Source organism: Achromobacter sp. GW823-FHT04E03 (assembly GCF_058796095.1).
Genome location: NZ_JBXAIJ010000003.1, coordinates 827,358 through 851,107, shown reverse-complemented (window position 1 = coordinate 851,107; position 23,750 = coordinate 827,358). Strand labels below are relative to the sequence as shown.

Below are 23,750 nucleotides of genomic sequence, written 5' to 3'. Positions count from 1 at the left end.
GTTCCAGTTCAATCGCCCAGCGGCAGGCGGTTCGGACCGCCGCGGTGTTCGTCCAGCGCCAGCTTGATGCGGCGCAGGCGCTCCCGGTTTTCTTCCTGGTTCAGCATGGCCAGTTCGGTCGAGAGCAGGTCTATGGCCAGCATCATCGCGTAGCGCGATGCCGAGGGCTTGTAGATGAAGTCGGTTTCGTCGGTGCGGATGGGCAGCACCACGTCGGCCAGTTCAGCCAGGGCGGAGGTGGCGTCGGTGATGGCGACGATGCGCGCCTGGTACTGCTTGACGATGCGGGCCGCGCCCACGATTTCCGGCGTGAGGCCCGAGGCCGACAGGATCAGCACCGCGTCGCGTTCGTCCAGCGTGGCCGCGACCATGCGCAGCAGCACCGCATCGCTGTACACGGCAATGGGATAGCCCAGGCGCACCAGGCGCGACTGCACTTCCTGCGCCAGTACGGCCGACGCGCCGCCCATGCCGAAGACGTAGATCATGCGCGCGCCGTCCACAATGCCGGCGGCCGCCTCGAACAGTTGCTCGGTGAAGTTGGGCAGGTGGGCGCGCAGCGTGCTTTCGATGTCGGCGTAGATGCGGGCGTAGAAGGTGCTTTCCTCGGTTGGCGCGCTGGGGTCCAGGAAGCGGCTGCCCACTGTGCTGGCCTGGGCCAGCTTGAGCTTCAGGTCGCGGGTGTCGTCGCAGCCGACCGTGCGCGCGAAGCGCGAGATGGTGGCGATGCTGACGCCGGCCTTGGCCGCCAGCTGGTCGACGGTGGCGCTGGCGCCCCAGATGATGTCGTCCAGGATGGCGTCGGCGACCTTGCGTTCGGTCACGCTCAGCGAGTCCCGCCGACTGCGTATCTGGAAGACGATGTCGCGGATGATGTTCATGTGGGCTTCCTGGATCTGTTCTGGACTGGGCGATTATCAGGCGGCCAGCTCGGCGTCGCCGATGCGCGAACACGCCACATAGTGGCCCGGGCCGACATTGGCGGCCTGCGCCTCGGTGGTTGCGCAGCTTTCGATGGCGTAGGGGCAGCGGGTGCGGAACACGCAGCCGGAAGGCGGGTTGACCGGGCTGGGGATGTCGCCCTTCAACAGGATACGCGAGCGCGGCGCGCGCGGGTCCGGCACCGGCGCGGCGGACAGCAGCGCGCGGGTATAGGGATGGCGGGGGCGGGCGTAGACCTCACTGGTCGGGCCGCGTTCCATGACACGGCCCAGGTACATCACCACGACCTCGTCGCACAGGTAGTCCACCACCGCCAGGTCGTGGGCCACGAACAGCATGGTCAGGCCCAGGTCGCGCTGCAGGTCCTGCAGCAGGTTCAGCACCTGCGCCTGCACCGACACGTCCAGCGCGGACACCGGCTCGTCGGCCACGATGAAATCGGGCTCGACCGCCAGCGCGCGGGCGATGCCGATGCGCTGGCGCTGGCCGCCGGAGAACTCGTGCGGATAGCGGCGGCTGTGGTCGGCGTTCAGGCCCACGCGTTCCAGCAGCTCGCCGATGCGGGCCATGCGGCGATTCTGGGCAAGCCGGTGGGTGTCCAGCGCTTCGCCCAGGATCTCGGCCACCGTCATGCGGGGGTTGAGGCTGGCGTAGGGATCCTGGAACACGATCTGCATGCGGCGGCGCCAGGGCAGCATCTGCTTTTCGGACAGCTTGGTGATGTCCTGGCCGTCGAACAGGATGCGGCCGGCGGTGGGCGCGAACAGGCGCAGCAGGGCGCGGCCGGTGGTGGTCTTGCCCGAGCCGGATTCGCCGACCAGGCCGACGATGGTGTTGCGCGGCACGTCGAAGCTGACGCCGTCCACGGCCTTCACGACCGGCGCATGGCGCGCCTGCGAGGTGGGGAAGTGGACCTTGAGGTCCTGGATCCGCACCAGCGGCTCCTCGGCGCGGATGGGAATGGGGCTACTCGTCATATCGGATTCACCTTGATGCAGCGCGCGCGGTGGTCGGTCTGCACCGGCATGAGTTCGGGTACGGCGGCGCGGCAGTCGTCGGCAGCCAGCGGGCAGCGCGGCGCGAAGGTACAGCCGGCCGGCAGCGACAGCACGCTGGGCACGTTGCCCGGGATGGCGCGCAGCCGTTCGCCGGAGGCCAGCAGGGCGGCCGTGGGGATGCAGGACAGCAGACCGCGGGTGTAGGGGTGCGTGGGCTTTTCGAACAGGTCGTAGACGCCGGCGTCCTCGACCACGCGGCCCGCGTACATGACCGCCACGCGATGCGCGATCTCGGCCACCACGCCCAGGTTGTGCGTGATGAACAGGATGCTCATGTTCATCTCGGCCTGCAGCCGGCGCAGCAGGTCCAGGATCTGCGCCTGCACGGTCACGTCCAGCGCGGTGGTCGGCTCGTCCGCGATCAGCACGGCGGGGTTGCACGCCAGGGCCAGCGCGATCATCACGCGCTGGCGCATGCCGCCCGACATCTGGTGCGGGTACTCGTTGATGCGCCGCTCGGCCGCCGGGATTTCGACGCGTTCCAGCATTTCACGGGCGCGCCGCATGGCCGCGTCGCGGGAGCCGCCCTCGTGCTGCAGCACGGCTTCGGCGATCTGGTCGCCCACCGTGTACAGCGGATTCAGGCTGGTCATGGGCTCCTGGAAGATCATGGCGATTTCGGCGCCGCGGATCTTGCGCAGGGTGGCGGGCGAGGCCTGGGCCAGATCGTGCTGCGCGCCTTGGCGGTCGCGGAACAGGATCTTGCCGGCCTCGATGCGACCCGCCGGCTTGGGCAGCAGGCCCATGATGGACAGGCTGGTCACGGACTTGCCGGAGCCGGACTCGCCGACGATGGCCAGCGTTTCGCCGCGGGCCAGGTCGAAGGTAACGCCGTCCACGGATTTGGCGATGCCGTCGCGGCTGTGGAACCAGGTCTTCAACCCTTCCACGGAAAGCACGACGTCTCGGGTGCTTGCGGTCATGATTACAGCTCCTTGCGCAGGCGCGGATCGAGGACGTCGCGCAGGCCGTCGCCGACCAGTTGCAGCGACAGCACGGACAGGACGATGGCGATGCCGGGGAAGATCATGATCCAGTCGGCCGAGCCCATGTACTGCTGGCCGGCGTTGATCATGGTGCCCCAGGTGGGGATGTCGGGCGACACGCCCACGCCCAGGAACGACAGGCCGGCTTCGGCCAGGATCGCGTAGGCGAAGATGAACGTGCCCTGCACCAGGATGGGCGACACCAGGTTGCGCAGCACGTGCACGGTGACGATGCGCCAGGTGGGCACGCCCAGCGCGCGGGCGGCTTCGACGAAGGGCAGTTCGCGGATCACCAGGGTCGAGGCGCGCACGATGCGCGCCAGGCGCGGCGTGTAGACGATGCCCAGCGCGATCACCACGTTGACCAGCGACGGCCCCAGCGCGGCCACCAGCGAGATCGCCAGCAGGATGTCGGGAAAGGCCATCATGGCGTCGATCAGGCGCGACACGAACTTGTCCGCCGTGCGGAAGAAGCCGGCGATCAGGCCCAGCGCGATGCCCAGGATGCTGGACACGATCACGACGGAGAAGCCCACCATCAGCGACAGGCGGCCGCCGTGGATGACGCGGCTGAACACGTCGCGGCCGAAGTCGTCGGTGCCGAACCAGTGCGCGGCGCCCGGCGCCTTCAACCGGTTCATGATGGACAGCTTGAACGGATCGTAGGGGCTGATCCAGGGCGCCAGCAGCGCAGCCAGGACCAGCACGACGATCACGATCAGGCTGATCAGCACGGTCTTGCGCGACACCAGCAGGCGCAGGACCTGCCAGCGGTCGGCGCCCGCGCCGGAATTAGCGGTAGTTGCGATAGCCATATCAGTAGCGGACCCGGGGATCGACCAGCAGGTAGAGCAGATCGATGAAGAGATTGATCAGGACGTAGATGGCCGCGATGATCAGCAGCGCGCCCTGGATGACGGGGTAGTCGCGGCGCAGCACGGCCGACACCACCAGGCTGCCCACGCCGGGCAGGCCGAACACGGTTTCGGTCACGACCGCGCCGCTGATCAGCAGCGCCGTGGTCAGGCCCAGCACTGTCAGGATCGGGATCAGCGCATTGCGCACGGCGTGCTTCAGGATCACCTTGCTTTCGGGCAGGCCCTTGGCGCGCGCGGTGCGCACATAGTCGTCGCGCAGCACGTCCAGCATGCTGGCGCGGATGAAGCGGGTGATCAGCGCCGAGTTCACCAGGCCCAGCACCACCGCAGGCAGGATCAGGTGCGACAGCCGGGTCATGAGCGAGGCGTCGGGCCCGCCGTAGCCGGCCACGGGCAGCCAGCCCAGCTTGACCGAGAACACCTGCATCAACAGCAGCCCGAGCCAGAAGCTGGGCACGCTGGAGGTGAACATCGAGAACGACAGTACCGACTGGTCCAGCGTGGTGCCGCGTTTGACCGCGGACAGTATCCCCACCGGCAGCGCGATGGCGCTGGCGATCAGCAGCGACATGAGCGTCAGCAGGATGGTGGGTTCGGCGCGGTCGGCCAAGGCCGACAGCACCGGCTTGTTCATGAAGATGGATTGGCCCAGGTCGCCTTGGGCCAGCTTGCCCAGCCACGAAACGTACTGCACGGCCATCGGCTGGTCCAGCCCGAGCTGGGTGCGCAGGGCGGCGATGTCCTGCTGGCTGGCCTGCGGACCCAGCATCACGGCGGCGGGATCGCCTGGCGTGACGCGGATGATCACGAACACGATGGTCGCGACAATGAACATCACGGCCACCAGCCCGACCAGCCGGTTTAAGAGATAACGCAACACGATGGATGTCCTAAAAAAGCGTCGTATCGTGGGGAGGGGCGGCGCGCTTGTTGGAAGGGCGCGCTCTGCGGGTCATGCATTGATGCGTGGAGCGCGGCAGGAGGTCTTGTGTGCGCCTTTGCCCTGCCGCGCTACGCCATTACTTGGACTTCCAGGCGTTCCAGAAGTAGGGCCACGGCACGGCCTTGGTGCCTTGCAGCGACGGCGAGCGCGCGGCCTGGGCGTTGAAGTCGCCGACCTTGATGAAGGGCACTTCGTCGTACACGGCCTGCTGCACATCGGCCCAGCGCTTGATGCGCTCTTCCTGGTTGCTGGCCTGGTTGAAGGCGTCCAGCGCCTGGTTGCGGCGGGGGGTGTCCCACCAGCCCGGCGCGTCCTTGGACGGGAAGTCGATCAGGGCGGGTTCAGGCAGGAAGGGGCTGTGCGTGATGAAGACGTCCCACAGGGCCGGGTCCTGGCGGCGCTGCGTCAGCGTGGCCCAGTCCACCACCTGCATGTCCACGGTGAAGCCCGCGGCCTTCAGGTATTCGGCGGCGACCAGCGCCATCTTGTAGTGGAACTCGTACTGCTGGCTGGTCAGGATGCGGATCTTGCGGTCCTGCACGTTGGCGCCATCCACCAGCTTCTTGGCGCCGGCGGCGTCGCCCTTGTTGTAGACCTTGCCGCCCAGGGACGTGGCCCAGGGATAGCCCTCGGGATACAGGTCGCCGTTGAGCTTGTAGAAGTTCTTGTCGCCGAAGGCGGCGTACAGCATGTCTTCTTCGTTCAGCGCCAGCTGCACGGCCTGGCGGACCGCCAGGTTCGACATGATGCCTTGCTTGGTATTGAGCACCAGGCGCGGCCAGCCGAAGGGCTTGAGCATGACGGGGTCGGAGCGGCCGTTCTTGAGCTTGGGCAGCGATTCCACCGGCAGCGAGTCGACGTAGTCGAACTGGCCTGCCACCGCGCTTTCGACGCGGGTGTTGGCGTTGCTGACCGGTACGAAGCGGATCTCGTCCAGGTACTGCTTGCGCGCGCCGCCAAAGCCGTCAGGCTCGCCTTCGCGCTGCTTGTAGCCTTCGAAGCGGACCAGCTGGATGTACTGGTCGGGCACGCGCGCCTTCAACTGGTAGGGGCCGGTACCGACGAATTCGGTCAGGGCCGGAGCGATCTTGCCCTTGGGCATGATGACGGCGGCGCTGTTGTTCATGGCCAGCAGCGCGGTCAGGGGCGCATAGGGCTGCTTGAGCGTGATGCGGATGGTGTTGGCGTCCGGCGCTTCCATGCCGGTGATGATCTTGGCGGCCATCTTGCCGCGCGTGGCGGTCTCGGTCCAGCGCTTGAGCGAGGCCAGCACGTCGGACGAATCCATCTTGGATCCGTCATGGAAGGTGATGCCCTGGCGCAGCGGGATCGTATAGGTCAGCCCGTCGGCCGAGACTTCCGGCAGCTTGTCGGCCAGGAGCGGGGTCAGGTTCCACTTGCCGTCGAAGGTGTACAGCGTTTCGAAGAAGTGCTGGGTCAGGATGCCCACCAGGTCGGCCGTGCTGGTCATCGGATCCAGCGTGGGCGGCTCGCCTATGGTGGCAACCGAAATCGTGCCTCCCTTGATCGGCGTGGCACAGAGGGCGGGGGTCGACAATGCGGTCAAGCCAATTGCGCCGGCCAGCAGCAGGCTATTGAGCCCACCGCCTCGCCGGGAGGTACGGAAGTTCATGATTCTCTCTCCAGAGGGTCAAAAACGGGTTTTGCTTGTAGTAATTAGAGGTTTGCGCCGGAATCCCGCGATTCCTCCTGCCCGCCGGGTACCGGCGCGGTGCGGCGGGCAGGGCCGTTCAGAAGAAGGTTTCGGCCACGTCGGTAACGCGGTATTGCTCGTCCACCAGCAGCACCTGGCGCCACTTGTCGAAGGTCAGGCAGGGGTGGGAAATATCGAAGGCGATCATGTCGCCGACCTGGATGTCGTCGCCTGCGCCGATCTGCATGAAGGCGTGCTGGTCCATCATCGCGCTCAGCTTCCAGTGGCCGGGAGCCTGGCCGGGCGCGGCGTCGCGGCCGGGGCGGTACAGCGCGGCGGGCGTGGGCAGGCCGGCGTCGAAGGCGGCGTCGCGCTTGCCCATGGCGATGATGGCGCGGCCCGGTTCGGGCAGAGACTGCACGTAGGCCCAGACCTGCAAGGCCGGCTGCAGGCCGGGTTCCATCTTTTGCGCGACCGGATTGTGGGCGTTGATGCGCTCGGCGGCCGAGCGGTAGATGCCGACGTCGTGCGACAGGTAGCAGCCGGGGCGCAGCACGATTTCCAGCGGCGCGCCGATGTCCAGTTGCGAGAATTCCTCGGCCACCACATCGAACCAGGCGGAGCCGGCGCCAGAGATCAGGGCGGGGCCGTTCTTGCGCAGGCGGCCGGCGGCGGCCAGGCCGCGCAGGGCGTCGGCGGCGCGGCGCAGGAAGGCGCGGATGGCGTCTTCTTCCTGCAGCACGCCTTCGTAGACTTCGATGCCGGCCAGGGCCAGGCCGGGCCATTTGCCGATCTCGTCGACCAGCGCTTGCAACTGGGCGTCATCGCGCACGCCGGTGCGGCCACCCTGCGGGCCCAGCTCGATCAGCACCGGCAGGGTCAGGCCCTGTTCGCCGAAGTACGCGCCCAGCTGGGCCGCGTTGGCCGGGGAGTCCACTATGCAGAAAAAGGTGAAGGCCGGGTCGCGCAGCAGGTGCGCAATGATGGCCATGTTGGCGCGGCCCACCAACTGGTTGGCCATCAGGATCCGGCGCACCCCATGCTGGTAGGCGGCCCGGACCTGCGGGGCGGTTGCCAGCGTGATGCCCCAGGCGCCGCCTGCGATCTGGCGCTGGAACAGCGCCGGGCTCATGGTGGTCTTGCCATGGGGCGCCAGCTTGACCTTGTACGCTTCCATGAAGCGCTGCATCCATTGCAGGTTGTGGCGCACGCGGGCTTCGTACAGCACCGCCACGGGCAGGCTGACGTCCTCATTGAGCAGGTTCCAGTTCAGCGCCGCCACGCCGGCGGTGGTACAGGATTCCGGAAAGGCGCCCAGGCCTTTGCCGTTCACGTCCAGGGGGGCTGCGGGGAAGGAGGAGTTCGTCATGGGGCGCCTGCTATGGAAAATATTTACGTCAAACCTGGTTTTTTTCATTATCGTGAAAAGAATTTACAAGCGGGAGTTAGGAGTTTCCCGTAGTCGGCGCTGGCCGGCGGTTGGCGCGACAATAGGAAAAACCTCCGACACAAGGAAGCGTCATGCTGAAAGTTGCTTTGGGCCAGTTCGCCGTCAGCCGCGTCTGGGAAGAAAACGCCCAGGTCTGCATAGACTTGATGGAGCGCGCCCGCGCCGGCGGCGCCGGCCTGCTGGTCTTGCCCGAAGGCATCCTGGCCCGCGACATCACCGATCCGCAGATCGTCCTGAAGGCTGCCCAGCCGCTGGACGGTCCCTTCATGAGCCGCCTGCTGGAAGCCAGCCGCGGCTCGCAGTTGGCGACCATGATGTGCGTGCATGTGCCGACCGGGGAAGGGCGGGTCTGGAACACGCTGGTGACGCTGCAAGACGGCAAGATCCTGTCGCAATACCGCAAGCTGCACCTGTACGACGCCTTCAACATGAAGGAATCCACCAACGTCACGCCCGGCGTCGACATCCCGCCGCTGCTGGACATCGGCGGCCTGCGCGTGGGCCTGATGACCTGCTACGACGTGCGCTTCCCCGAACTGGCGCGGCGCCTGGCGCTGGACGGCGCCGACCTGCTGGTGCTGCCGGCGGCCTGGGTTCGTGGCCCGTTGAAGGAAATGCACTGGGAAGTGCTGGTCACGGCGCGCGCGCTGGAAAATACCTGCTATGTGGCTGCCACCGGCGAATGCGGCGAACGCAACATTGGCTGCAGCATGGTGGTGGATCCGCTTGGTGTGGTGACGGCGCGGGCGGGCGAAGCCCCGGCTCTGGTTTTCGCCGATATCGACCCCGAACGCCTGGCCCATGCCCGCAAGGTATTGCCGGTGCTGGCGAACCGCCGCTTCGCGCCGCCGGGACTGGCCTAGGACCGCTAAGGGAGGCAGGCCCGCGCCATGGTGTAATGCTGGCTTGAATTACTTGCTGTCTCCCCTCATCTTCTGCCAATGAGCAACGATCTCTTCGCGGCCGATCCTGCGCATCGGCCCTATGTGCCCCTGGCCGAGCGGCTGCGCCCGCGGACCCTGTCCGACGTGGTCGGACAGTCGCATCTGCTGGGGCCCGACAAGCCCCTGCGCGTCGCCTTCGACTCGGGCCGGCCGCATTCCATGATCTTCTGGGGGCCGCCAGGCGTGGGCAAGACCACGCTGGCGCGCCTGATGGCGGACGGCTTCGACGCGCAGTTCATCGCCATCTCGGCGGTGCTGGGCGGGGTCAAGGACATCCGCGACGCGGTCACCGTGGCGCAGGTGGCGCAGGGCCAGGGACGACGCACCATCCTCTTCGTCGACGAGGTGCACCGCTTCAACAAGGCGCAGCAGGATGCCTTCCTGCCCTATGTGGAAAGCGGGCTGTTCACCTTCATCGGCGCCACCACCGAAAACCCCTCGTTCGAGGTCAATTCGGCGCTGTTGTCGCGGGCGCGGGTGTACGTGCTGCAATCGCTTACCGCCGAGGAGCTGCAACAGCTGGTCGACCGCGCCGTGCAGGCCCTGAACGACGGGCTGGAAGAGGGCGAGCGCATCCATGTCGAGGCCGACGCGCGCGAACAGCTGGCGGCCTGGGCCGACGGTGACGCGCGCCGCCTGATCAGCGCCGTGGAAGTGGTGGCCGAGTCGGCCCAGGCCGCCGGCCGCGATACGGTGGACGCGGCCTGGCTGGAGATCTCGCTGTCGCAGAACCTGCGCCGCTTCGACAAGGGCGGCGACGCGTTCTACGACCAGATCAGCGCACTGCACAAGTCGGTGCGCGGCTCCAACCCAGACGCCGCGCTGTACTGGTTCTGCCGCATGATCGACGGCGGCGCCGATCCCAAATACCTGTCGCGCCGGCTGGTGCGCATGGCGGTGGAAGACATCGGCCTGGCCGATCCCCGCGCCACCGACCTGGCCGTGAACGGCGCCGATATCTACGAACGCCTGGGCTCGCCGGAAGGCGAACTGGCGCTGGCGCAGGCGGTGGTCTACATGGCCTGCGCGGCCAAGTCGAACGCCGTCTACAACGCCTACAACCAGGCGCGCAAGTTCGCGGCCGAGCACGGCAGCGCGCCGGTGCCGATCCACCTGCGCAATGCGCCCACCAAATTGATGAAGCAGCTGGGCCATGGCAAGGCCTACCGCTACGCGCACGACGAGCCGCACGGCTACGCCGCCGCCGAGCAATATTTCCCCGATGGACTCAATCCCTCCTTCTATCGGCCGACCGATCGCGGCCTGGAGGCTAAAATCCAGCAAAAGCTGGCATTCCTGCGCGAGCTGGACGCACAGGAACGCGCCAAGAAACGGTAACGGGCGTCGCCCGTTGCTTCACGCAACCTCACCGATATCACCATGCTAGACCCGATACTGCTGCGCAAAGACCTGCAAACCGTCGTAGACCGCCTCAAGAGCCGTGGCGTGTCCTTCGACACGGAACGGTTCAATGAGCTGGAATCCCGCCGCAAGGCCGTCCAGACTGAAACCGAGTCCCTGCAAGCCCGCCGCAACGCGCTGGCCAAGCAGATCGGCCAGCTCAAGGCCAAGGGCGAGGACGCCAGCGCCGTCATGGCCGAATCGCAGGCCGTGCCCGTGCGCCTGAAGCAGCTGGAAGAAGAGCTGGCCGCCTTGCAGCAGCCGCTCAATGAACTGCTGATGTCGGTGCCCAACCTGCCGCACGCCAGCGTGCCGCTGGGCGAATCCGCCGACGACAACGTCGAAGTGCGCCGCTGGCTGCCGGGCGCGGCCGGCGCCGACGGCAATCCGCCGGCCCTGGCGTTCGAGGCCCGCGACCACGTCGCCATCGGCGAGCCCCTGGGGCTGGACTTCGACATGGCCGCCAAGCTGTCCGGCGCCCGCTTCTCGTTCATGCGCGGCCCGATTGCGCGCCTGCACCGTGCGCTGTCGCAGTTCATGCTGGACCTGCAGACGGGCACGCACGGCTACACCGAGTGCTACACCCCCTACATCGTCAATGCCTCGACGCTGTACGGCACGGGCCAGCTGCCGAAGTTCAAGGACGATATGTTCGCGGTGTCCAAGGGCGGCGGCGACGACGATCCCAAGGTCGATGACCAGGGCAAGCCGTACGTGCGTGAAGACCAGTACCTGATCTCCACCTCGGAAATCACCTTGACCAGCGTGGCGCGCGACACCATCCAGGCCGCTTCCGACCTGCCGCTCAAGCTCACGGCGCACACGCCGTGCTTCCGCTCGGAAGCCGGCAGCGGCGGCCGCGATACCCGCGGCATGATCCGCCAACACCAGTTCGACAAGGTTGAAATGGTGCAGATCACCCAGCCCGATCAGTCCTACGAGGCGCTGGAAGACATGGTGGGCCATGCCGAGCGCGTGCTGCAACTGCTGGGCCTGCCCTACCGCGTTGTGCTGCTGTGCACGGGCGACATGGGCTTCGGTTCGGCCAAGACCTATGACCTGGAAGTGTGGCTTCCCGCGCAGAACACCTGGCGCGAGATTTCCTCGGTGTCGAACTGCGAAACCTTCCAGGCCCGCCGCATGCAGGCGCGCTTCCGCAATGCCCAGGGCAAGCCGGAATATGTGCACACGCTCAACGGTTCGGGCCTGGCCGTGGGCCGCGCGCTGGTCGCCGTGCTGGAAAACCACCAGCAGGCAGACGGCAGCGTGCTGATTCCGGAGGCGCTGCAGCCTTATATGGGCGGCCTGACGGTGCTGAATCCGGCACCGAAAGCCTGACGTTTTTCAGCTGTCCATCCGTCATTTGGCGGAGTAAAAGACGGAGCCTTCGGGCTCCGTTTTTTTTTATTATCTGTACATATTCCTGTCGCCTCGGGCCTTTAAGCTGCCTGCGCGAGTGTTTGATTATGATGTGAGCAATTGTGTATTCCAATAAAAGGGCCGGATAGTTACGGCACAATATGCCCCGTGTGCTACACGCTTCATTCACTTAAATAACAAGGAGTTGCCCATGACTTCAAGAATGATTGGAGATTTTCGTGTGAGATGCTCCGTGGCTCAGGAAGACGAGCAGGGCTACCGTGTGCAGATATGGACGCGCCGGGTTGGCGGCACCGCGCCGGAAAAGTGCTGGACCGTGCCCGGACAGGCGCCGTTTTCGAGCCTGCACGAAGCCGAGCAGGAAAGCCTGCAACTGTTCCAGGGCATCAACGGCGTGCGTTTCAACGGTGAACCGGAGTTTGCCCATGCGTCCGCATAATGGTTGGTGGCGGTCGTCGAGCGAGCCCCGCCGTTGGATCGATCTCGTTCAGGAAACGCCGCGGTGGAGCGATGCCAAAGCCAGCAAGGCTCCGCAGCAACCGGTGGTGTTGGTCGGCAAACCCGTGCAGGCTCCTGCGGCCTGAGGTGCTTTCCGCGCGGCACCGGACATTGCCCCGCAGAAAAAAAGGCCACTCGCAAGAGTGGCCTTTGCTTTTTCCGGCGCCTGGCGGCCGTCACGCATTAATCGCGGTCGTGTCCACGACCACGGCCGTGGTGGTGGTCATGTCCGCGTCCGCGGCCATAGTAATAGCCGCGGTCGTAATAGCGGCCGCCGCCGCGGTAGTACACCGGCGCCGGGTAGACCACCGGCGGCGCGACATACACCGGCGCGGGGCGGTAATAGACGGGCGGCGGGGGCGGCACATACACGGGCTGCGGCGCGACGTAGACCGGCGCGGGGTATACGATCCCCGGTATGCCGATCGAGATGCCGACGTCCACGCGAGCCAAGGCGACGCTGGAGATCAGCAGACCAGCGGCACCAGCACCAGCGATAAGCCATTTTTTCATCTTGCACCTGCCTGCCGCTTGACGCAGCAAAGTTGAGTATTCGTTGATGCCATTTTCGGGCTTTTCGATCAGGCAGACGTAAGCGGGCCCGCGTCAATCGCGACAATCCGCAACCGTCCCCGCCCATATGGCATGCGGCTTGCTGCTACGCAACAGCGTGAGTCCGCTCTGATGCGGCCGCGATTGAAATGGATTGAAATCGCCTGGAATCAGGTGAAGCCGGGTGGCCAGGTTACAGGCAGTCACCATCCGCCCCTGTTTCCGCGTAACGACGTTGCGCGGGCGCACCAGTTTTTTGGGGCAGGAGCTAGGCGTCCAGCTCCCCATCGGCCTGTTGGCGACGGAATTCGACCACCCAGACCCACGGGTTCGCTGCCCAGGCGTGCGAGCCGTAACGCTCGCACCAGGTCAAGGCGAAGGCGGTCTGCAGCGGCACGCCCGGCAACAGGGCGGAGCTTTGGTACAGGGCTTGCGTGCCTTCGGCGCGGGCATCGGCTTCGGACAGGGTTTGCAGGCGCTGGACGCGCACCCCCACGATAACGGCGGTGGCGAAGGTATTGCCGGCTTCGTCGGTCAATTCGATACTGTCGCCGGATTTTCCAAATGGGCACCTGACCCAGCTGGAGGTCTTGCGCAATTCGGATGGATTATCCAGCGACGGGCCCATGGCCACCCATCTGCCGGAATCCGCGGCGTCCGCATACCAGACCGTGGTCAGTTTGGTCGGTTGCGGCTTCAGGATGCGCCGGCTCTGCACTTTACGGCCGTCCAAAACAGCTTGTTTAAGCGGCTCGCTGAATTGAAGAGACTGCCTTTTCATACGCTCGCGGTTCCTCCAACGGTCAAAGCATATGCGCCAATGCGGCGACAGCCTGGTCGACGCATGCCTACTGTGCGGGCGGTTTGGGCCTGGAATCGGGAAGTATGCCGCCTCAAGGCCATCATGTCAGGCATGAGCTGGATTTATGTGTCTTTTTGAATACGGCGCGGGGATGTTTGTATACTCGAAACATGACTACGAACCTGCATGATCTCAAGCCGGGTTACTACTGGTACACCATGGCAAATGACCCGCTCGCCATCATTCATATCCATGAGGATGGCGGCGCCACGCTGATGGGTACGGATTACCGCATCGGCGCCGAAGGCGTGGCCGACATGGTCCGCCAGGGTGAACGTTTCTTCTGGATAGAACCGCCCCAAGCCTGAGCTTGATGGCGCGTGCCGCCTGGTCTGCGCAAGGCCGGCCGCCACGCGCGGCGCCTGGAATCCTGCCATGACCAATCTGTTTTTGAAGAATGTCCGCGCCCCGCAAGGAGGCGCGGTGGACGTGCTGGTGCGCGACGGGCGCATTCAGGGTATCGGGCCGGGCCTCGCCGCCGCGCCCGGCATGCCTGTCGAGGACGGCGCAGGCGCCTTGCTGCTGCCTGGCCTGGTCGAAGGCCATACTCACCTGGACAAGACCACCTGGGATTCGCCCTGGTACGTGAACGAAGTGGGCCCGGCGCTGACCGACCGCATCGAGAACGAACGCGTCTGGCGCGCCCGCAGCGGCCATGACGCGGCCAGCCATTCGCGCGCCCTGGCGCTGGCCTTCCTGCGCGAAGGCACGACCCGCATCCGCACGCACGTGGACATCGATACCGACGCCGGGCTGCGCCATCTGGAGGGTGTGCACGCCACGCGCCAGGAGCTGGCCGGACGCGTCGAGATCCAGACCGTGGCCTTTCCCCAGTCGGGCCTGCTGGTCCGGCCCGGCACGGCCGAGCTGCTGGACCAGGCGCTGGCGCAGGGCGCGGATGTGCTGGGCGGGCTGGATCCCTCGGCCATCGACCGGGATCCGGCGAGGTCGCTCGACGTGCTGTTCGGCCTGGCGGACAAGCATCACAAGCCCGTCGATATCCATCTGCACGAGCCGGGCGAACTGGGCGCCTTTACCCTGGACCTGATCCTGGACCGCGTCCAGGCGCTGGGTATGCAGGGCAAGGTTGTCATCAGTCACGCCTTCTGTCTGGGAGGCGTCGACGCCAAGCGGCTGGACGGCCTGCTGCGGCGGCTGGCCGCGCTGGACGTGGCCTTGCTGACGACCGCGCCGCCGTCGCGGCCAGTGCCGGCCGTGCGCGCCTGCCGCGAGGCGGGGGTGACGATCTTCGGCGGCAACGACGGCATCCGCGATACCTGGACGCCTTATGGCAGTCCCGACATGCTGGCGCGCGCCATGCTGATCGGGCTGCGCAACGACCTGCGGCGCGACGACGAGGTCGAATGGGCGTTCGATTGCGTGACCGCCGCCGCGGCCCGCGCCTGTGGTTTCAGGGACTATGGCCTGGCGCCGGGCGCGCGCGCCGACCTGGTGCTGGTCGACGCCAGCTGTATTGCGCAAGCCGTGGCAACGCGCGCGCCGCGCCGCCTGGTGGTGTCGGGCGGCGTGGTCGTGGCGCGCGACGGCCGCGACGCAAACGCACAGGGCTGATCTTCCGCGCTCAGTCCAGGCCGAGCTGGGTCTCGGCCATTTCCACGAAGGCCTGCATCAGCGCCGAACGCACGCCGGAGCGCAGCCAGACCGCGCCCACGGTGCGCACCGGGCAGGGCGGCGGCAAGGGCCAGCGCCTGACGCGGGCTGACGGTTCACCGGTGGTCGCCCAATCCGGCAGCAGCGCCACGCCCAATCCTTCCGACACCAGTTTGGCAATGGAATCGATTCCATCCAGCTCGAAGCGCACGTGCGGCCGCAGGCTGCGCGCACGCAGGTAGTCGTCGGCCATCTTGCCGCCCACCACGCTGCGGTCATAGCAGATATAGGGTTCGCGAGCGATGACTTCCAGCGGATCGCGCACCTTCATGTCGGCCGGCGTGACCAGCACCAGCGGTTCTTGCCGCAGGTCGCGCCAGGCGCAGGTCTTGGGGATGGCGAATAGCGGATGCACCAGCAGCGCGCCGTCCAGTTCGCCGGACAGCACCTTGCCGTAGAGCAGGGTGGTGGGCGCGGGTTCTATGTAGATTTCAATGTGGGGATGGCGCGCGGTCCAGGCGCGCAGCACGGGCGGCATGATGCCGGTCAGCGCGGTGGGCGTGGCGCCCAGGCGCAAAGGGCCCGCCGGCAGTTCGGTGTCGGACGCGGCCGAACGCAGGTCGCGCACGTCGCGCAGGATGGCGCGGGCGCGCTCCAGGATCCGCATGCCGGCCTGGGTGGGCTTCACGGTGCGGCCGGAGCGCGCGATCAGGGCGCTGCCCATGTCCGCTTCCAGCGCGCGCAGGCGCTGCTGCACCGTGGCGGGCGTCAGCCCCTGGTGGCGCGCGGCCTGGGCGATGGAACCCAGCTCCACCACGTGCACATAGGTTTGCAGAAAGCGCGAATCCACGAACCAGCTTCTCCTGAAAAGATGTTTTTTCCATATTCTAAAGATGGATGAAGATAATTGTTGTTTTCTTTTGTCGGGGCAAGAATACGTTCAGAGCGTTGAGGCCCCGCAAGCCGCGCAGGCCCCGCCCGACCATCCCGATTACCAAGGAGCCAGTTGTGCCCATCATTGAATCCATAGACGTGTGCGCCGCCGCGGTGCCCCTGGACAAGGTCACCTCGTTTTCGAACCGCACCGTGTCCACGCGGCACTACGGCCTGGTGAAGGTTCGTTCCTCCGACGGCGTGGAAGGCATCGGCTTCTGCTACGTGGGCAGCGCCGGCGGCGCCATCTTCGAAGCCGCGGTGCAGAACCTGCTGGGCCCCGTGCTGCTGGGCAAGGATTCGCTCGCTGTCGAAGGCCTGTGGCAGGCGATGTACCAGGAAGCCCTGCTGCAAGGCCGGCAAGGCACGGTAATGCGCGCATTGAGCGCCCTGGACATCGCGCTGTGGGACCTGAACGCCAAGACCGTCGGCCTGCCGCTGCACAAGTACCTGGGCGCGGTCGAGCTCGAAACCGTGCCGGCCTATGCCAGCGGCGGCTATTACCTCGACGGCAAGACGCCCCAGCACCTGGGCGAGGAAATGGCGAGCTACGTGGACAAGGGCTTTCGCGCCGTGAAGATGAAGACCGGCCGCCTGTCCCCGGCCGAGGAAGAGGCGCGCCTGAAGGCGGCGCGCGAGGCCATCGGCCCCGACGTCGAGCTGATGATGGACTGCAACAACGCCTGGCAGGACGTGACCCAGGCCATGCAGTACATCCGCCGCTTCGAACAGTACGATCCGTACTTCATCGAAGAACCCTTCGGCCCCGACGACATCGACAGCCACGCCAAGCTCGCGCGCCTGACGCGCCTGCCCATCGCCACCGCCGAGATCGGCTACGGCCGCTGGTATCACAAGGAGCTGCTGGACAAGGGCGCAGCCGGCATCCTGCAGACCGACGCCGCCGTCTGCGGCGGCATCACCGAATGGAAGCGCATCGCCGCTACCGCTGCCAGCTACGGCGTCGTGGTTTGCCCGCACTGGTTCCATGACGTGCATGCGCCGCTGGTCGCCGCGACGCCGAATGCACGCTACGTCGAATTTTTCTGGGACGATCAGGTCCTGAACTTCCGCAGGCTGGTCGACCGCCAGTTGACGCACAAGCAGGGGCGCGTGGTGTTGCATCAGGAGCCCGGCCTGGGCTTCGGCTTCGACGAGCGCATGGTCGAGCGCTACGGCAAGTGGAGCCGGGTCGCTGGTTGAGGGCAGGGCGCGCGGCCTGCCGGCCGCGCGCAGCAGCGCAGGAGCATCGCAGCCAGGCCGCGCCAGACGGCCGCTTGCGGTGAGCGGTGACAGAGTTTCGAGAACCAGTCGCCGGCCATCGGACCGGCGCGCGAGGAGACAGCAATGCAACGTAGGCAATTCATGACCGGCGCCGCGGCGCTGGGAGCCGCGCTGGTCCTGCCGGCGGCGGCGCGGGCGCAAGACCTGCCGCAGGGGCCGGTGAAGATCGTGGTGGGCTTTCCCGCCGGCGGCGGCACCGACGTGCTGGCGCGCCTGCTGGGGCAGAAGCTGGGCGTGATGTGGAATATTCCCGTCATCGTCGAAAACCGCGCGGGCGCGGCCGGCATCATTGCCGCCGAACAGGTGGCGCGCCAGCCCAACGACGGCAACACGCTGTTGATGGCGCACGTCAACAGCCACGGCATCGCGCCGGGCCTGCAACCCAAGCTGGCCTATTCGGTGGACCGCGACTTCACGCCCATCGCGCTGGTCGGAAAGACGCCCACCATCCTGATCGGCGGCGCCTCTCAGCCCGCCAAGACGCTGCCCGAGCTGGTCGCGCTGTGCAAGGCGCAGCCGGGCAAGATCGTGTTCGGTTCGGCCGGCAGCGGTTCGGCGCAGCACCTGGCGCTGGAGATCTTCAAGGCCCGCGCCGGGATTGACGTGCTGCACGTGCCCTACAAGGGTTCGGCTCCCTTGATGAACGACCTGCTGGGCGGCCACGTGCAGTACTGCTTCGAAGGCATGACCACCGCCACGCCGCTGGTGCAGTCCGGCAAGGTGATCGCGTTGGCGCAGACTCTGCTGCAGCGCTCCAAGAGCCACCCCAATGTGCCGACCGTGGCCGAACAGGGCTATCCCGGCTTCGAGGCCAGCATCTGGTTCGGCATGGTCGGTCCGGGCAAGATGCCCGCCGCCATGGTCCAGCGCATGAACCAGGACATCGACCGGGCGCTGGCGATGCCGGATGTGCAGGAAAAGCTGGCGCAGGTGGGCGCGGAGGATGGCGGCGGCAGCGTCCAGCGCTTTGCCGACTTCATGAAGCAGGAGCAGCAGAAGTACGCCCAGACCATCCGCGACGCGAAGATCGTGGCGGAAGGCTGAAACGCCGGCTGCGAGCGGAAATTGATGGAGACACTGCCCCCTCAAAAAGTGTAAAAAGATATAACCTCGCCAGCCGGCGATCCCTGGGGACGGCCTCGATGCCGCGCAAGTTTGTAATCGGCATCGCCATCGCTCTCGCCGCCGCCGCGGCGCTGTTGCCCATCGGCTTCGCGCTGCACATGTCCTGGTCCCGCGCCGTCGCGGGCGAACAGCGCTATCTGGACGACCAGGCCCAGCGCATCCTGAGGGACACGCAGGACTTGCTGGACCAGACCGTGACCACGCTGCGCGATCTGGACGGGCTGGCATTCGAACCCTGTTCACCCCAGCACATCCGCCATATGCGGGCCCTGGCCCTGAGGGACCGGGCTGTGGATGATCTGGCCTACGTGGCGGGCGGCATCGTCCAGTGCACCACCTGGGGCGTGCCCAGCTACGAAGAGCCGCTGGTTCCGGCCCAGGTCGAACTGGCCAATGGTGGACGCCTGTTGCTGGACGCAGTGCCCGTCTTGAGCCCCGGCATCAGGATGGTGGCCGTGCGCCACGGCGATTACAGCGCCTTGTTCGAACCAGGCCGGTTCACCGAAAAGGCGCTCACGGACGGCGCGCAACTTGCCGTGGTCCTGCCGGGCGTGGGCATGCTGGGCACCCGCAACGACCCCGATCTCGTGCTGGTATCGCAGGCGCTGAATGGCGGCAAGCTGGACATCGACGAGGCCTATCTCAGCGCCGTCGCCCGCAATGCGGACCTGGCCGTCGTCCTGCTCGAACCTCAAACCGAAGCGCTGGACATGCTGCCGCGCGAACGCCTGTTCTGGTTGCCCATGGGGACGCTGGTCGCGGCAGCCATGATCGCACTGGTCGTCTGGCTGTCGCGCCGGCGCCTGTCGATCGCGGGCGAATTGGCCGCCGGCATCAGGCGGCGGGAATTCGTCGTCCACTACCAGCCCATCATCGACCTGCGCACTGGCCGCTGCATCGGCGCGGAGGCGCTGGTGCGTTGGATCAGGCGCGGCGGCAAGACCCTGAGACCTGATCTGTTCATCTCGATCGCCGAGGACAACGGCCTGATGGCCCGCATCACCGAAGAGGTGTTTCGCCTGGTGATCCGGGATATGGAGGATCTGCTGGGCGAGGACCGGGGAGCGCACATCTCGGTCAACCTGAGCGCCAGCGATCTCAAGGATGGCGGGGCGTTGCGGGTGTTGCAGCGCATGCTGGAAGGCACGGTCATCGATCCCCGGCAGATCTGGCTGGAAGCCACCGAACGCGGCTTCATGGACGTGGACAAGGCCTGCAGCGTGATCGAACAGGCCCGGGCGCAAGGCCATGCCGTGGCCATCGACGACTTCGGCACGGGTTACTCCAGCCTGTCCTATCTGCAGCGGCTGCCGCTCGACTCGCTGAAGATCGACAAGTCTTTCGTCGACACCATCGGCACCGATTCCGCGACCCACAAGGTCACGGACCACATCATCGACATGGCCAAGTCGCTGAACCTGCTGACCGTGGCCGAAGGCATCGAACGTCAGGAACAGGAAGACCACCTGAAAGCGCGCGAGGTGGATTTCGGCCAGGGCTGGCTGTACGGCAAGCCCATGCCGGCGCCGGAGTTCATCGCTTACTACAAGAAAAACGTGGCCAGCACGCCGCCGCCCAGCCGGCTGCCCGACGCGCGGAGGTGAGGGCGGCAGAAGCGCCTAGCGCGCCTGCGGCTCCACCCAGCCTGCCGTTGCCGAGATCGAGCGGGCTTTTTCACTGAGCAGCCGCGCCGTGTCGGATTGCAGGTCGTCGTCGATGGCGCCCACCGGGCCCATCAGCGTGATGGCCGCCTTCATCTCGCCCAGCATGTCGAAAATGGGCGCGGACAGCGACGTGAAGTGCGGCAGCAGCGCGTCGCGGCAACGGCTGAGGTGGTGTTCGAGCACTTCCTCGCGGATGGCCTGCACGTCCTTTTGCGTGTAGGACTTGCCGCCATATCCGTCCGAACCGGCCGAGGCCATTTCCTGTTCCAGCAGTTCGCGCGTGCTGGCTTCCGGCAGGTGCGCCAGGAAGTTGCGGCCCAGCGCCGAGGACAGCAGCGGCAGCACGCTGCCCACGCGCAGTTCCAGCAGGGGGCGGCTGCGGGCGCCTTCGACGCGGTAGACGATGGTCGGGCCCTTGTTGCCCCACACGCCCAGGAACACGGTGTGGCCGGTGACCGCGGCCACTTCGGCCATGATGGGCCGGGCGGTGGTGAACACGTCGAACTGTTCCAGGGCCGCCAGGCCCAGCCGCAGGGCATAGGGACCCAGGCCGTAGTGCCCCGTATCCGCATGTTGCTGCACCACGCCCACCTTCTGGAAGCTGACCAGGTAGTAGTGGACGTTGGGTACCGTCAGTTCACAGGCATCCGCGATTTCCTTCAGGGGCAGGGGGCGGCCGGCCTTGCGGATGACGTCCAGGATCCGGAATCCCACTTCGATCGACTGGATGCCCCTGCGCGCGGCGGCAGGCGCCTGTTCCGCGTTCTTTTCCATCTTGCCGGCGGGCCTTGCCATTGCTGCCTCCACTGTTTTTCTGGCGGGAGTGTAGCAGCGGGGCGGACCCTTGCCGCCCGGGCGCGCGGGCGGCTTCGCCGGGTTTCCCCTAGTTTTTCAGGTCCTGGGTTAAGTTTGATAATAGTTAATGAATACAGCATTATCAATCTAAAGCGATTGGGGAAAGCAAGCATGGAAGCGAATGTGGCAATGCCGCGGATCGACGCCGGTCCGACGCTCAGCAGGAAAGAGGAACGCCAGGTGGTGGTGGCCTCGACCCTGGGCACCTTGTTCGAGTGGTACGACTTTTTCATTTACGGGACCCTGGCCGTCTTCATGAGCCAGGTGCTGTTCCCGCAGGACAACCCCACGGTGGCACTGCTGGCCGCGCTGGGCGCGTTGGCGGTGGGCTTCATCATCCGGCCCCTGGGCGCCGTGATGTTCGGCTACCTGGGCGACAAGCTGGGCCGCAAGTACACCTTCCTCATCACCGTGGTGATGATGGGCGGCGCAACCGTCCTGATCGGCTGCCTGCCCACCTATGAATCGGCCGGCCACCTTTCATGGATCCTGCTGCTGACCCTGCGCGTGGTGCAGGGCCTGGCGGTGGGCGGCGAGTACGGCGGCGCGGTCATTTATGTGGCCGAGCACTGCGAACCCAAGCGCCGAGGCCTGCTGACGGGCTGGATCCAGATCACGTCCTCGGCGGGCCTGATCCTGTCCCTGATCGTGATTCTGTGCACCCAGGCATCCATGAGCGCCGAGGATTTCCGCCAGTGGGGCTGGCGCCTGCCGTTCATCCTGTCGATCGTAATGCTGGCGATTTCGATCTACGTGCGCGCCAAGCTGCACGAGTCGCCCGTGTTCACGCGCATGAAGCAGCAGAACCGCCTGTCCAAGAACCCGGTCAAGGAGACCTTCGGCCAATGGTCCAGCCTGCGGCTGGTGCTGCTGGCGCTGATCGGCGTCACCGCCGGCCAGGGCGCTACCTATTTCACCGGCCAGTTCTACGTCATGATCTTCATGCAGCAGGCCGTGCAACTGGACCAGACCAGCGTCTACACGCTGATCCTGATCGGTTTCATCATCGGCGCGCCGACCTTCGTGCTGTTCGGCTGGCTGTCGGACCGCATCGGCCGCAAGTGGATCATGATGGTCGGCTTGTTCGTCGCGGCGCTGGGCTACCACTCCATGTTCGACGTGCTGCTCAAGGCGGGCAACCCGGCCCTGGCGCAAGCCATGCAGACCACCCCGGTGCGCGTGCATGCCGACACCAGCGGCGGCGCCTGCGATTTCGGACTGCAGGCCGCCATGATCGGCAGCCATGCCGACCACAAGAAGGTCTGCGTGCAGGCCAAGAAATTCCTGGTCGGCAAGGGCATCAACTTCGAATACGCCGCGCCGCTGCCCGGGCAGAGCATCGCCATGAGCGTGGGCGGCACGACCGTCAACGGCTTTGACCGCGCCGCCTACACCAGCGCGCTGACGGCCGCCGGCTATCCGGAGCGGGCCGACCCCGCACGCGTCGACCGCACGACCATCATCCTGATCCTGGTGCTGATGACGGCCGTGGTCGCCATGGTCTACGGCCCGGTGGCGTCCTATCTGGTCGAACTGTTCCCGGCCCGCATCCGCTATACGGCGCTATCCTTCCCGTACCACATCGGCGCCGGCATCTTCGGCGGCATCGTGCCCTTTACCGCCACCTACCTGGCTCAGGCCAGCGGCAATATCTTTGGCGGTCTGATGTATCCAGTCGTCGTGACCGCGGTGGTCGGCGTCATCGGCAGCCTGTTCCTGCCGAACACCCGCGCCCGCGCCATCGACGAAGACGCTGCACACTGAGAAAGAGGAGAGACATGTCCACGCAACAGAGCTTCAAGGCTGCCGTCATCCAGGCGGCCTCCATTCCCACCGACAGCGTCGCCTGCGCCGAAAAGGCGGCATCGCTCATCCGCCAGGCGGCCGAGCAGGGCGCCCGCGTGCTGGTGTTCCCCGAGGCGTTCCTGGGCGGCTATCCCAAGGGCAACTCCTTCGGCGCGCCCATCGGCATGCGCAAGCCCGAAGGCCGCGACGCCTTCGCCAGCTATCACAACCAAGCCATCCGGCTGGATGGCGAAGAGGTCGCGCTGGTGGCCCAGGCCGCGGCCGACACCGACAGCTTCGTGGTCATGGGCTGCATCGAGGCCGATGGCGGCACGCTGTACTGCACGGTGCTGTACTTCAATGGCCGTGAAGGGCTGGCGGGCAAACACCGCAAGCTCATGCCCACCGCCGGCGAACGCCTGATCTGGGGCTTCGGCGATGGTTCCACCATGCCCGTCTTCGACACGCCCTACGGCAAGATCGGCGCGGTCATCTGCTGGGAAAACTACATGCCCATGCTGCGCATGTACATGTACAGCCAGGGCGTGGCGCTGTATTGCGCGCCCACCGCCGACGACCGCGATTCCTGGATTCCCAGCATGCGCCACATCGCGCTGGAGGGGCGCTGCTATGTGCTCACGGCCTGCCAGCATCTGCGCCGCGATGCCTATCCCGACGATTTCGAATGCGCGCTGGGCGACGCACCCGACACCGTGCTGATGCGCGGCGGCAGCGCCATCATCGATCCGCTGGGCGAAGTGCTGGCAGGGCCGGATTTCTCAGCCGAGACCATCCTGTACGCCGACATCAACCCCAACCAGATCCTGCGCGGCAAGTACGACTTCGACGTCTCGGGCCACTACGCCCGCCCCGACGTGTTCCAGCTGCAGGTCGACACCCGTGAAAAGCGGGCCGTCTCGGCGCTGAATGCCGGGGAGGCTTGAA

22 protein-coding genes are annotated in these 23,750 nt (G+C 66.3%); 11 read left to right on the top strand and 11 right to left on the bottom strand.

Annotated features, from left to right (window positions below; all coding sequences use genetic code 11):
• Positions 1–8 precede the first annotated feature (8 nt).
• The 7 genes from AC1RHV_RS23515 to AC1RHV_RS23485 form a co-directional block, all read right to left on the bottom strand.
• A complete protein-coding gene (locus AC1RHV_RS23515) occupies positions 9–881 on the bottom strand; it encodes a MurR/RpiR family transcriptional regulator (RefSeq protein ID WP_054450103.1) in 873 nt (290 codons plus the stop codon).
• A 36-nt stretch (positions 882–917) separates the two neighbouring features.
• Positions 918–1,919, bottom strand: a complete 1,002-nt coding sequence (locus AC1RHV_RS23510; protein WP_054450105.1) for an ABC transporter ATP-binding protein — start codon at positions 1,917–1,919, stop codon at positions 918–920.
• Positions 1,916–2,923, bottom strand: coding sequence for an ABC transporter ATP-binding protein (locus AC1RHV_RS23505; protein ID WP_054450107.1), 1,008 nt, complete (start codon positions 2,921–2,923; stop codon positions 1,916–1,918). The genes AC1RHV_RS23510 and AC1RHV_RS23505 overlap by 4 nt, the downstream gene beginning before the upstream one ends.
• A gap of 2 nt (positions 2,924–2,925) precedes the next feature.
• Positions 2,926–3,801, bottom strand: coding sequence for an ABC transporter permease (locus AC1RHV_RS23500; protein ID WP_054450108.1), 876 nt, complete (start codon positions 3,799–3,801; stop codon positions 2,926–2,928).
• Between the two features lies 1 nt (position 3,802).
• Positions 3,803–4,744 carry an ABC transporter permease gene (locus AC1RHV_RS23495; RefSeq protein WP_054450111.1) on the bottom strand — a complete coding sequence of 314 codons (942 nt, stop codon included), beginning with the start codon at positions 4,742–4,744 and terminating at the stop codon, positions 3,803–3,805.
• Between the two features lie 139 nt (positions 4,745–4,883).
• Positions 4,884–6,440 carry an ABC transporter substrate-binding protein gene (locus AC1RHV_RS23490; RefSeq protein WP_054450112.1) on the bottom strand — a complete coding sequence of 519 codons (1,557 nt, stop codon included), beginning with the start codon at positions 6,438–6,440 and terminating at the stop codon, positions 4,884–4,886.
• Between the two features lie 118 nt (positions 6,441–6,558).
• Positions 6,559–7,830, bottom strand: a complete 1,272-nt coding sequence (locus AC1RHV_RS23485; protein WP_306650054.1) for an amino acid deaminase — start codon at positions 7,828–7,830, stop codon at positions 6,559–6,561.
• A gap of 152 nt (positions 7,831–7,982) precedes the next feature.
• Between AC1RHV_RS23485 and AC1RHV_RS23480 the strand changes: the two genes are divergently transcribed.
• The 4 genes from AC1RHV_RS23480 (at position 7,983) to AC1RHV_RS23465 (ending at position 12,075) form a co-directional block, all read left to right on the top strand.
• The gene (locus AC1RHV_RS23480; RefSeq protein WP_082400636.1) at positions 7,983–8,774 is read left to right on the top strand and encodes a deaminated glutathione amidase; all 792 of its coding nucleotides are present in this window, start codon (positions 7,983–7,985) and stop codon (positions 8,772–8,774) included.
• Between the two features lie 78 nt (positions 8,775–8,852).
• The gene (locus AC1RHV_RS23475) at positions 8,853–10,193 is read left to right on the top strand and encodes a replication-associated recombination protein A (RefSeq protein ID WP_054450116.1); all 1,341 of its coding nucleotides are present in this window, start codon (positions 8,853–8,855) and stop codon (positions 10,191–10,193) included.
• A 42-nt stretch (positions 10,194–10,235) separates the two neighbouring features.
• Positions 10,236–11,594: a serine--tRNA ligase gene (gene serS / locus AC1RHV_RS23470; protein WP_175181159.1), complete on the top strand. Its 1,359-nt coding sequence runs from the start codon at positions 10,236–10,238 to the stop codon at positions 11,592–11,594.
• A gap of 232 nt (positions 11,595–11,826) precedes the next feature.
• Complete coding sequence (locus AC1RHV_RS23465; RefSeq protein ID WP_082400638.1) at positions 11,827–12,075, top strand: hypothetical protein; 249 nt, start codon at positions 11,827–11,829, stop codon at positions 12,073–12,075.
• Positions 12,076–12,317: 242 nt separating this feature from the next.
• Here AC1RHV_RS23465 and AC1RHV_RS23460 read toward each other — a convergent pair whose 3' ends face one another.
• A complete protein-coding gene (locus AC1RHV_RS23460) occupies positions 12,318–12,647 on the bottom strand; it encodes a virulence factor (RefSeq protein WP_119450778.1) in 330 nt (109 codons plus the stop codon).
• A gap of 307 nt (positions 12,648–12,954) precedes the next feature.
• Positions 12,955–13,467, bottom strand: coding sequence for an ASCH domain-containing protein (locus tag AC1RHV_RS23455; RefSeq protein ID WP_054450123.1), 513 nt, complete (start codon positions 13,465–13,467; stop codon positions 12,955–12,957).
• A 191-nt stretch (positions 13,468–13,658) separates the two neighbouring features.
• Between AC1RHV_RS23455 and AC1RHV_RS23450 the strand changes: the two genes are divergently transcribed.
• A complete protein-coding gene (locus AC1RHV_RS23450) occupies positions 13,659–13,856 on the top strand; it encodes a hypothetical protein (RefSeq protein ID WP_013391913.1) in 198 nt (65 codons plus the stop codon).
• 67 nt (positions 13,857–13,923) lie between these two features.
• A complete protein-coding gene (locus AC1RHV_RS23445; RefSeq protein WP_175159471.1) occupies positions 13,924–15,120 on the top strand; it encodes an amidohydrolase family protein in 1,197 nt (398 codons plus the stop codon).
• A gap of 10 nt (positions 15,121–15,130) precedes the next feature.
• On the opposite strand, the gene AC1RHV_RS23440 is transcribed toward AC1RHV_RS23445, so the two are convergent.
• Positions 15,131–16,009: a LysR family transcriptional regulator gene (locus tag AC1RHV_RS23440; protein ID WP_054450126.1), complete on the bottom strand. Its 879-nt coding sequence runs from the start codon at positions 16,007–16,009 to the stop codon at positions 15,131–15,133.
• Positions 16,010–16,167: 158 nt separating this feature from the next.
• Here AC1RHV_RS23440 and AC1RHV_RS23435 point away from each other — a divergent pair, with 158 nt between their 5' ends.
• From AC1RHV_RS23435 to AC1RHV_RS23425, 3 genes are all read left to right on the top strand, one after another.
• The gene (locus AC1RHV_RS23435; protein ID WP_054450128.1) at positions 16,168–17,295 is read left to right on the top strand and encodes a mandelate racemase/muconate lactonizing enzyme family protein; all 1,128 of its coding nucleotides are present in this window, start codon (positions 16,168–16,170) and stop codon (positions 17,293–17,295) included.
• 144 nt (positions 17,296–17,439) lie between these two features.
• Complete coding sequence (locus tag AC1RHV_RS23430) at positions 17,440–18,420, top strand: Bug family tripartite tricarboxylate transporter substrate binding protein (RefSeq protein ID WP_054450130.1); 981 nt, start codon at positions 17,440–17,442, stop codon at positions 18,418–18,420.
• Positions 18,421–18,518: 98 nt separating this feature from the next.
• On the top strand, positions 18,519–20,105 hold the full coding sequence (locus AC1RHV_RS23425; protein ID WP_054450132.1) for an EAL domain-containing protein: 1,587 nt from the start codon (positions 18,519–18,521) through the stop codon (positions 20,103–20,105).
• Between the two features lie 15 nt (positions 20,106–20,120).
• On the opposite strand, the gene AC1RHV_RS23420 is transcribed toward AC1RHV_RS23425, so the two are convergent.
• Positions 20,121–20,960: an IclR family transcriptional regulator gene (locus AC1RHV_RS23420; RefSeq protein WP_054450135.1), complete on the bottom strand. Its 840-nt coding sequence runs from the start codon at positions 20,958–20,960 to the stop codon at positions 20,121–20,123.
• Between the two features lie 171 nt (positions 20,961–21,131).
• Here AC1RHV_RS23420 and AC1RHV_RS23415 point away from each other — a divergent pair, with 171 nt between their 5' ends.
• Positions 21,132–22,784: an MFS transporter gene (locus tag AC1RHV_RS23415; RefSeq protein ID WP_054450137.1), complete on the top strand. Its 1,653-nt coding sequence runs from the start codon at positions 21,132–21,134 to the stop codon at positions 22,782–22,784.
• A 14-nt stretch (positions 22,785–22,798) separates the two neighbouring features.
• Positions 22,799–23,749, top strand: a complete 951-nt coding sequence (locus AC1RHV_RS23410; protein ID WP_054450139.1) for a carbon-nitrogen hydrolase family protein — start codon at positions 22,799–22,801, stop codon at positions 23,747–23,749.
• Position 23,750 lies beyond the last annotated feature (1 nt).